At 28.2% G+C, this 9,210-nt stretch carries 7 protein-coding genes and 1 rRNA gene; 3 read left to right on the top strand and 5 right to left on the bottom strand.

The window, feature by feature from the left end; translation table 11 throughout:
- Positions 1 to 459 precede the first annotated feature (459 nt).
- Genes glgD through glgB form a run of 4 tightly spaced genes read right to left on the bottom strand, consistent with a single transcriptional unit; the run spans position 460 to position 6,201 of the window.
- Entirely contained in the window at positions 460 to 1,566 is a 1,107-nt protein-coding gene (gene glgD, locus ACQPUY_RS17410; RefSeq protein WP_430843282.1) for a glucose-1-phosphate adenylyltransferase subunit GlgD, read from the bottom strand.
- 12 nt (positions 1,567 to 1,578) lie between these two features.
- Positions 1,579 to 2,763 (bottom strand): glucose-1-phosphate adenylyltransferase, encoded by a 1,185-nt coding sequence (locus ACQPUY_RS17415; protein ID WP_430843284.1) that lies wholly within the window; start codon positions 2,761 to 2,763, stop codon positions 1,579 to 1,581.
- A gap of 46 nt (positions 2,764 to 2,809) precedes the next feature.
- The gene (gene glgA, locus ACQPUY_RS17420) at positions 2,810 to 4,249 is read right to left on the bottom strand and encodes a glycogen synthase GlgA (RefSeq protein WP_430843287.1); all 1,440 of its coding nucleotides are present in this window, start codon (positions 4,247 to 4,249) and stop codon (positions 2,810 to 2,812) included.
- Between the two features lie 2 nt (positions 4,250 to 4,251).
- Complete coding sequence (gene glgB, locus ACQPUY_RS17425) at positions 4,252 to 6,201, bottom strand: 1,4-alpha-glucan branching protein GlgB (RefSeq protein ID WP_430843289.1); 1,950 nt, start codon at positions 6,199 to 6,201, stop codon at positions 4,252 to 4,254.
- 319 nt (positions 6,202 to 6,520) lie between these two features.
- Here glgB and ACQPUY_RS17430 point away from each other — a divergent pair, with 319 nt between their 5' ends.
- The 3 genes from ACQPUY_RS17430 (at position 6,521) to ACQPUY_RS17440 (ending at position 8,966) form a co-directional block, all read left to right on the top strand.
- On the top strand, positions 6,521 to 7,429 hold the full coding sequence (locus ACQPUY_RS17430; protein ID WP_430843290.1) for an ABC transporter ATP-binding protein: 909 nt from the start codon (positions 6,521 to 6,523) through the stop codon (positions 7,427 to 7,429).
- 2 nt (positions 7,430 to 7,431) lie between these two features.
- Positions 7,432 to 8,655 carry an ABC transporter permease gene (locus ACQPUY_RS17435; protein WP_430843292.1) on the top strand — a complete coding sequence of 408 codons (1,224 nt, stop codon included), beginning with the start codon at positions 7,432 to 7,434 and terminating at the stop codon, positions 8,653 to 8,655.
- A gap of 173 nt (positions 8,656 to 8,828) precedes the next feature.
- Complete coding sequence (locus ACQPUY_RS17440; protein WP_430843294.1) at positions 8,829 to 8,966, top strand: hypothetical protein; 138 nt, start codon at positions 8,829 to 8,831, stop codon at positions 8,964 to 8,966.
- 167 nt (positions 8,967 to 9,133) lie between these two features.
- Here the strand turns inward: ACQPUY_RS17440 and rrf are convergent.
- Positions 9,134 to 9,210: ribosomal RNA gene (gene rrf / locus ACQPUY_RS17445) — 5S ribosomal RNA — on the bottom strand; the annotation flags it as partial.

Raw genomic sequence — 9,210 nt, forward strand, 5'->3', positions numbered from 1 at the left:
CTTAAAAGAATTGCTGGTTTATTTTATACTTAACTTATATTCTGTTCAATTTTCAAAGACCATTTTTCTTCGTCGCCTCAAGCGACTTTCTTATCTTACTACTTTCAGATTTATTTGTCAACAATTTTTTAATTTGACTTTTTTAAATCTTTTTTCTTAGCAAGTTGTTCCTTATTAAGTTGTTTCTCTTGGGAACGAAACTTATCTTACCACTTATACCTATAATCATTTTTAATAAACTAATATTCCATACTAAAATATATGTAATTTTCTAAGTTTTTCTTTATATTTCTACATTTTTCTACTATTGATACACCTGGTTCATTTGTTATTAAGTATTTATATTTTTTATACTGATATCATAAAACTTTATAAAAAGGAGATAGAAAATCTTTAATATCTCTGCTTTATACGAAAGAATATTTTCTACCTCTTCTAAATTTCTAATTTGCTAATTCCCTATATTGACCTTCTTCTTTGTATTGTAACTGGATAATTATCAGTTCCTTTTACAACTTTATTTTCAGTAACTAATGTTCCCTTATCAGCTATAACATTATTCATTATCACATTCGTTCCTATAATACTATTTTGCATTATAATACAATTTTCTAATTTGGCTCCTTTTTCTACTATTACACGCCTACCAATAATGCAATTTTTAATTTCTCCTTCTATATATGATCCATTAGCTATTATAGAATTCGAAACTAAACTTTTTTCTGTATATTGAGTTGGTGGCTCATCTTGTGATTTGGTATAAATCGGCTTCTTGTTATAGAATAATTCCTTATTAATATTTTGACTTAGTATATCAATATTAGTATCAAAATAGGATTTTATAGAATTTATACATGATAGATAACCATCAAACTCAAATGCTCCTACTTTTAGACTTCTTAAATTAGAGGCTATATACCCTTTTATTTTTCTATGAATTCCAGTTCTTATACATTCATGAACTATATTAGTGAATAATTCCGTTTTCATAATATACATTTCCATATTTATTCTTGCATTCTTCTCTCTACCAATATTTTCCCCAATACTTATTACTCTATTATCCTCATTTATATTAAGTATCCCACATTCTAAAAAACTCTTATCAGCCTTATCAACATTCTTATATACTATAGTAACATCATTTCTTGACTTAGTATGATATCTAAATACCTCATTATAGTCTATATTGCAAATCATATAAGAAGGACTTATTAAAACATATTCCTTTCTGCTCTGTTCAATAAACTCAATGTTATCTGCAAAGTTATGAACATCATCTATATTAGGATTATAATCTCCAAAATTAAATACCCTGAGTCCATCCTTTTTTCTATGGAGGTCCCAGGGCCTTCCATTAGTTAGATGATTTATTAATGATCTTGACTTATTTGCAGTAAAAATTCCTATTCCCTCTATTCCTGAATTAGCCATGTTAGATAAAACAAAATCTATAACTCTATACCTTGCAGAAAGTGGTACTGATGCAAGTGTTCTATATCTAACTAACTCCCCAATTCTATCTTGGTTCTCATCTAAATTTATAATTCCTAAACAGTTTTTCACACCCTTCTCCCCCTAAATATTAACTATTTTATTGTTCTCTGTTATTTCTTTATAATTAAGATTCGGATCATTAATCACATATTGATATGCACCAACTACATCAATTTTTTTCATATCTCCAATATTACAACCATGATTAATTATTGCATTGTTACCTACAATAGCCTTTTCTATTTTAACGTTATCTCCTATTTGTACATTAGGCATTATTACAGAATCTCTTATTAGTGTATTTTTACCAACATAAACGCCTTGAGATAATACGGAATTTTCAACTTTACCATGTATTATGCACCCTTCAACAATTAATGAATTTATTATTCTAGCCTCTTCTCCTATATAATGAGCAGGCCTTACCTGATTTTGAGAATAAATCTTCCATTCATTATCATATAAATTTAGATCATTATCTCTTTTTAACAAATCCATATTAGCTTCCCATAAGCTTTCTATTGTCCCTACATCCTTCCAATATCCTTCGAAAGGATATGCCATTAACTTTCTACCACTATTCAACATGTTAGGTATAATATTTTTTCCAAAATCATTACTTGAATTAATATCTCTTTCGTCTTCTCTCAAATATCTCTTTAATATTGACCAATTAAATATATAAATTCCCATTGATGCATTAGTACTCTTCGGCACTTTAGGTTTTTCATCAAACTCATAAATAGAATTATCTTCTCTAGTATTCATAATTCCAAATCTACTAGCTTCTTCTATTGGCACATCTATAACTGCTATAGTTGCATCTGCATGATTCTCTTTATGAAAATCTAGCATCTTATAATAATCCATCTTATAAATATGATCTCCTGACAAAATAAGTACATACTCAGGATCATATCTATCTACAAATTTAATATTTTGATATATTGCATTGGCAGTTCCTTTATACCAGTCACCTCCCTTTTCCTCTTGATAAGGTGGTAAAATTGATACACCTCCATCTCGTCTATCTAAATCCCATGGATCACCAATACCTATATGTGCATTCAAATCCAAAGGTTTATATTGAGTTAAAACTCCTACAGTATAAATTCCTGAATTCGAACAATTACTTAAAGGAAAATCTATAATTCTATATTTCCCTCCAAAAGGTACAGCTGGCTTTGCTATATTTTTAGTTAATATTCCCAACCTTGATCCCTGTCCACCAGCTAAAATCATTGCTACGATTTCCTTTTTCCCCATTCTTATCCCCTTTCATATACCACCGCTATTATTTTTAAATCAATTCTTATGAGTTATTACTTAACAACTCCCTATATATCCTCATATATTCTCTTGCTGATTTTACCCAACTATTATCTGACTCCATTGCACTATTAACAATTTTAGTCCATCTATCTTTATCTTTAAAAATACTTAATGCATATTTAATAATAACTAAAAGCTCCTCATATGAGTAATTTCTAAATCCAAATCCATTTCCACTTTCATCATATTCATTATAGGGATTTACAGTATCCTTTAACCCACCTGTTTCTCTTACTATAGGGACACTTCCATATCTAAGAGCGATAAGTTGTCCCAATCCACAAGGTTCAAATAAAGATGGCATTAAAAACATGTCAGATGCAGCATAAATCTTATGAGCCAACTCATTACTAAATCTTATATTTGCACTAAGTTTACTTGGATATCTAAAAGCAAAACTCTTAAAACTTTCTTCATACATTTGATCTCCTGTCCCAAGTATAACTATTTGAACATCTTCTTTTAATAAATCTTCAAGAATTTTGATAATTAAATCACAACCCTTTTGATGAGTTAATCTAGAGACTACACCTATCATTGGGATATCTTTATTTACAGGCAAATTAAGCTCTTTTTGTAATTCCTCTTTATTAAGTACCTTATTTGCTATTGTCTTATAATCATATTTAAATTTTATATATCTATCATTTTCAGGATTGTATTCCTTATAATCTATACCATTTACTATTCCCTCTAAATAATCTCCTCTATATCTTAATAGCCCATCTAGTTGTTCTCCATATTCAGGGGTTTTAATCTCTTCAGCATAAGTCTTACTAACAGTTGTTACCTTATCCGAATAATTAATTCCACCCTTTAAAAAACTCACTGCGCCATTATGCTCTAAGCTTCCATTAAAGAAAGCCTCATAATCATAACCAAAAAGTTCTGGTAATACTTCTGGAGAAAAGATTCCCTTAAAAAATAAATTGTGAATTGAAAGTAAAGTTTTTATATCTTTAAATTTGTCATCATTAATATATTCTAATTTATGAAGTACAGGAACCATTGATGTTTGCCAATCATTACAATGCAGTATATCCGGTGTCCAGTCTATATATTTTAAGAACTCTACCACAGCTCTACTAAAAAATGCAAATTTTTCTCCATCATCATAGTATCCATATAGTCCCCCTCTCTTAAAATAGTATTCATTATCTAATAGATAAAACATAACACCTTCATATTCATATTCTAAAATTCCACAATATTGATTTCTCCAGCCTACATTTACATTAAAATTACCTATATATTTAAGATTACTTTTTATTTCTTCATTAATATCTCTATAATTAGGAATTACCACTCTTACATCTTCACCCAATTCTTTTAATGCTACTGGCAATGCACCTATAACATCTCCTAATCCTCCAGTCTTTATAAATGGATGTGATTCAGATGCTACAAATAAAATTTTCAACCTTATTCCCCCTTATTTCCTTTATCATTTATTTTTGATATTTTAAATATTGATGTTGCCATAGGTGGTACCTTTATGGATATAGAATAAGGCTTTTTGTGATATTTAATTTCTTCTGAAACTACTAATTCTTCATTTAATAGATTAGATCCACCAAATAAATTAGAATCAGTATTAAATATTTCTTGATAATTAGCATTATAAGGAACCCCCACTTTAAAATCATAGTAAACTACAGGAGTAAAGTTACATATAAATATCAATGTATCCTCTACATTGCTACTTCTGCGCATAAAAATAAATATACTCTGATTTGAATTATCTGCATCTATCCATTCAAAACCAGAGATATCATAATCTAATTCCCATAGTGCTCTATTTTCTTTATAGAATTTGTTTATTTCCTTAAAGAAAATCTGCGTCTTTTTATGCATATCAAAGTTATCTATTAGTTTCCACTCTAATTCCTCATATTCTCTCCATTCTATAAACTGAGCAAATTCACATCCCATAAAGGTTAATTTTTTTCCTGGATGACCCATCATATATGATAAATATAATCTTAACCCAGCAAATTTATTCCAATAATCTCCCCACATTTTATCTACTAAAGATTTTTTTCCATGAACTACTTCATCATGAGATATAGGCAAAATAAAATTTTCTGAGTAATTATACATCATAGAAAAGGTCATTTTATTATGTTGATATTTCCTATATATAGGATCCATTTCAATATATTTTAAAGTATCGTTCATCCAGCCCATATTCCATTTAAGATTAAATCCTAATCCACCATCTTCTACCCTTTTACAAACATTAGGCCATGCAGTTGACTCCTCTGCTATCATAAGAATATTATTAAACTCATCAAATACATATGTATTTAATTCTTTTAAAAAATCAACCCCTTCTAAACAGCTATCTCCTCCAAACTTATTAGTTTTCCACTCTCCTTCCTTTCTTCCATAATTTAAATAAATCATATTTGATACTGCATCAACTCTTAACCCATCTATATGAAATTCTTTTAACCAAAAAAAAGCATTAGAAATTAAAAAACTCTTTACTTCTGGCCTTCCCAAATCAAAATTAGAAGTTCCCCACCCCTTATTTTCTGCTTTCCACTCCTCCTCATACTCATAAGTCGGGCTTCCATCAAACATATATAAACCATGTTCATCCTTACAAAAATGTCCTGGTACCCAATCTAAAATTACACCTATATTATTTTTATGAAGAATATTAATAAGTTCTTTTAATTCTTTTGGATTTCCATATCTACTAGTTACTGAATAATAACCTGTCCCTTGATACCCCCAAGAAGCATCTAAAGGATGTTCAGTAAGAGGCATAAACTCCACATGAGTATATCCCATTTCGACTAAATACTTAGGCAGCTCATCACATAACTCTTTATATGTCAGATATTCTCCGTTTTTTCTTTTCCATGATCCTAAGTGCATTTCATAAATATTAATAGGCTCTTTTAATACCTCTATTTTTTCCCTCTTATTTAGCCACTTCTTATCAGACCATCTAAATTTATATTCTTCCCTAACTATGGAAGCTGTATTAGGTCTAAGTTCTGAATTAACGCTATAAGGATCCGATTTATACTTTCCCTTTTTAGAATCCTTATTTACAATATAGAACTTATATCTAGTTCCATCCTTTATTCCTTGTATAAATATGCTCCATAAACCTTTATCATTAACCTTTTCCATCTTGTATTCTTCCAAAGGCTTAAAATCACAAAAATCCCCTACAACATATATCTCCCCTGCCTTTGGGGCCCAGGTTGTAAATCTTACTCCTCTTCGCCTATTTTCACTTATACAATGAGCTCCCATAAAGCTATAACTTTCAAAATTTTTCCCCTTATGGAATAGCTCAATATCTCTATTAATAAATTGCTCTTGCTTATATTTATTTTTTTCTATTTGAGACATATTGATCACTCCCTTAAACTTAACATAATCTATTGAAAATATTATATCACCATATTACATATATTTCTATTTTTTCAATAACACAGCAAATATCAGTATTTGTTATTTTATCTTATCTATTTACAAATTAATCCATAAAAATTTGTCTTAAAATTAGAATCTATAGATAAAAAATGTATAAAATATTGTTTTTTATCTATAAATTTTTATAAAAATTATAATTAAGATTTAATTAAGTATATATTAAGATTTATTCGAACTTATAATTAAGATTTTAATTTTAAAATTAATAATGAAAAATATAACTGGAGGTGCAAAATTGAAAGTTTTAGAAGTAAATAATCTAAAAAAATCTCTAGGTAAAAGAGATATAATTAAAGACATATCCTTTTCAATAGAAGAAGGAGAAATATTTGGTTTCTTAGGGCCAAATGGTGCTGGAAAAACTACTACAATAAGGATGTTGGTTGGACTTATTCACCCAAACAGTGGTAGTATTAAAATTTGTGGACATGATTTAAAAAGTGATACAGAAAAAGCATTAAAAGAAGTTGGAGCAGTTGTAGAAAATCCAGAACTATATAAATACTTATCAGGTAGAGAAAATTTGATGCAGATTGCTAGAATTAGAAATATATCCAAAGAAGATGTTGAAGATACCATTCGATTAGTTGGTCTCGAAGATAGAATAGATGATAAGGTAAGAAAATATTCTTTAGGTATGAAACAACGTTTAGGTCTTGCAGCTTCTCTTTTATCTAAACCTAAACTATTAATTTTGGATGAACCTACTAATGGTCTAGATCCATCAGGAATATTGGACTTTAGAGAGGTAGTTAAAAACGCTGCTAAAGAAAAAGGAATGGCTGTATTTTTATCATCACATATATTATCAGAAGTACAGCATTTATGTGATAGGGTTGCTTTTATAAATCATGGAACTATAAAATCAGTAGAAAGTGTAATAAATGATTCAATGAAAACTGATACTGATATAATATGTTTAAATCTTACTGAAGAAATAAATATAAAGGAACTTGAAAAGCTTGAATATGTTAATTCAGCAAAAAAAATTGACGATGGGATTGAAATTATATTATTAGCTAATAAAACCCCTAAACTAATAGAACATCTTGTTAATAAGAATTTTCACGTAGAAGAGGTTTATAAGCTTAGAAAAGGCTTAGAGCAAAGATATATGGAATTAGTTGAAGGGGGTATAAGATAATTATGTTAACACTTATAAAAAATGAATTTATTAAGATATTTAAAAGATCGAAAACTTGGATAGTATTCGGCCTATTCATTGCATTTATTGGTATAACTATCTTTGGAACATGGATGAATGATAAAAATATGAGAGAATGGATATCACCTGAATATCAAATAAAGCAAGCTGAGGAACAACTAGTTTATATACGTAGCAATATAAAAATGGCTGAAGCTGATGGTGATGAAAATTGGATTCAAAGCTCAAAACAAATTGAAGAAAATCTATTAAAACAAATTGAAGATAATAAAGAAATCATTAAAAATGGAATTTCTGAGGATGGATGGAAAAAGGAATTAGATGAAACTATAGAAAATCTTGAAAATGTCATAAAAGATTATGCGGAAAATGGAATTAACGAATGGAATAAAGAATGGTATGCTCAATCTAAACAAGATCTAGAAGATTATAAATACTTAAAAGATAATAATATTAAGCCAATACAGGAATGGGAATACAACGAATTCACTTTCTTTAAAAATTTATGCAGCTTCTTTGGATTTGGATTACTTATAGCAGGTATTTCAGTATTCATGAGTGATATTGTATCTGGAGAATGTACCCCTGCTACTTTAAAATTTTTACTTGTTCAACCAGTAAAAAGAGGTAAAATATTATTTTCTAAATTTATTGTTTCAATAGTAACAGTTCTTTCATTAATAATTATTCCTCAACTTGCTGGTATGGTAATAGTTAATGCTACTAGTAATATACAAGCTTCTGATTATCCTATTAGAATAGAGCAAAAATATGAAAAATCATTTGATCAAAACTCACAAGAAATAATTATGAAGCAAATTCCTGATACCTCAAAAGTCGTAACTAATTCTGAATTTACTTTAATGAGTATTGGATATGAAGCTTTATTCATTATAACTGCATGCTCAGTGATATTTATGATTTCAACTATATTTAAAAGTAGCATGATATCTATGGCGGTTTCTGTAATATTAACTATTTTCCTAACTATAGGAGCCCAAGCTATTACTACTATTAAAGAATATAGCCATCTATTATTTACAACATATGCAGATGCCAGTAGTATAATAAATTCTAATTTAGTACTAATGTATCAAAACCCTAAATTAACAATAGTAAACGGAATTATTTGTATGATTATCACATCAATTTTAGCTTATATAATTGCACATATTAATTTTACTAAAAAGGATATCTTAATTTAAAATATATTATCCACACATAAATAAAGTTATCAACAAAAACATATAAAAATGATATAGAATTGTTGATAACTTTTATTTTTTATTAATATTAATTATTTTTAATATTATTGATAATTAATATCTATTAATATATAATGTTCATATAATAATCTATTTTAAAAGGAGTGTGAGAAATGAATTCACAAGAAAATGATAATAAGAAGCCCCAAGAAATAATGGCTCCTAAAAAAGTAAAATATCAATGTTTACACACAAGTGAAGCTAGAGAATGTACTTGTATCAGAAGTAAAGGTCTTGTTTTAAATAAATAATAAGACTTTTTATTTAAAAATGAGTTATTCTGTAATATATTAATTACAGAATAACTCATTATTTTTATTCTTTAGTAAATTATAAAACATTATTCACAGAGTAACATTTTTATAATTTACTAAAGAGTAACAAAAAAGACTTAAGATAAATCTTAAGTCTTTAACTAACCTGGCAACGTCCTACTCTCCCACACAGTCTCCCGTGCAGTACCATCGGCGCTGTAGAGCTTAACTTTCCTGTTCG

The sequence above is a fragment of the Clostridium nigeriense genome, from assembly GCF_050585245.1.
Classification (GTDB): Bacteria; Bacillota; Clostridia; order Clostridiales; family Clostridiaceae; genus Clostridium; species Clostridium nigeriense_A.

What these genes read in the sequence shown, in the direction of transcription:
- ACQPUY_RS17415 (WP_430843284.1), bottom strand. Translation starts at nt 2,763, where the DNA reads ATGGGGAAAAAGGAAATCGTAGCAATGATTTTAGCTGGTGGACAGGGA.
- glgB (WP_430843289.1), bottom strand. Translation starts at nt 6,201, where the DNA reads ATGTCTCAAATAGAAAAAAATAAATATAAGCAAGAGCAATTTATTAAT.
- ACQPUY_RS17435 (WP_430843292.1), top strand. Translation starts at nt 7,432, where the DNA reads ATGTTAACACTTATAAAAAATGAATTTATTAAGATATTTAAAAGATCG.
- ACQPUY_RS17440 (WP_430843294.1), top strand. Translation starts at nt 8,829, where the DNA reads ATGAATTCACAAGAAAATGATAATAAGAAGCCCCAAGAAATAATGGCT.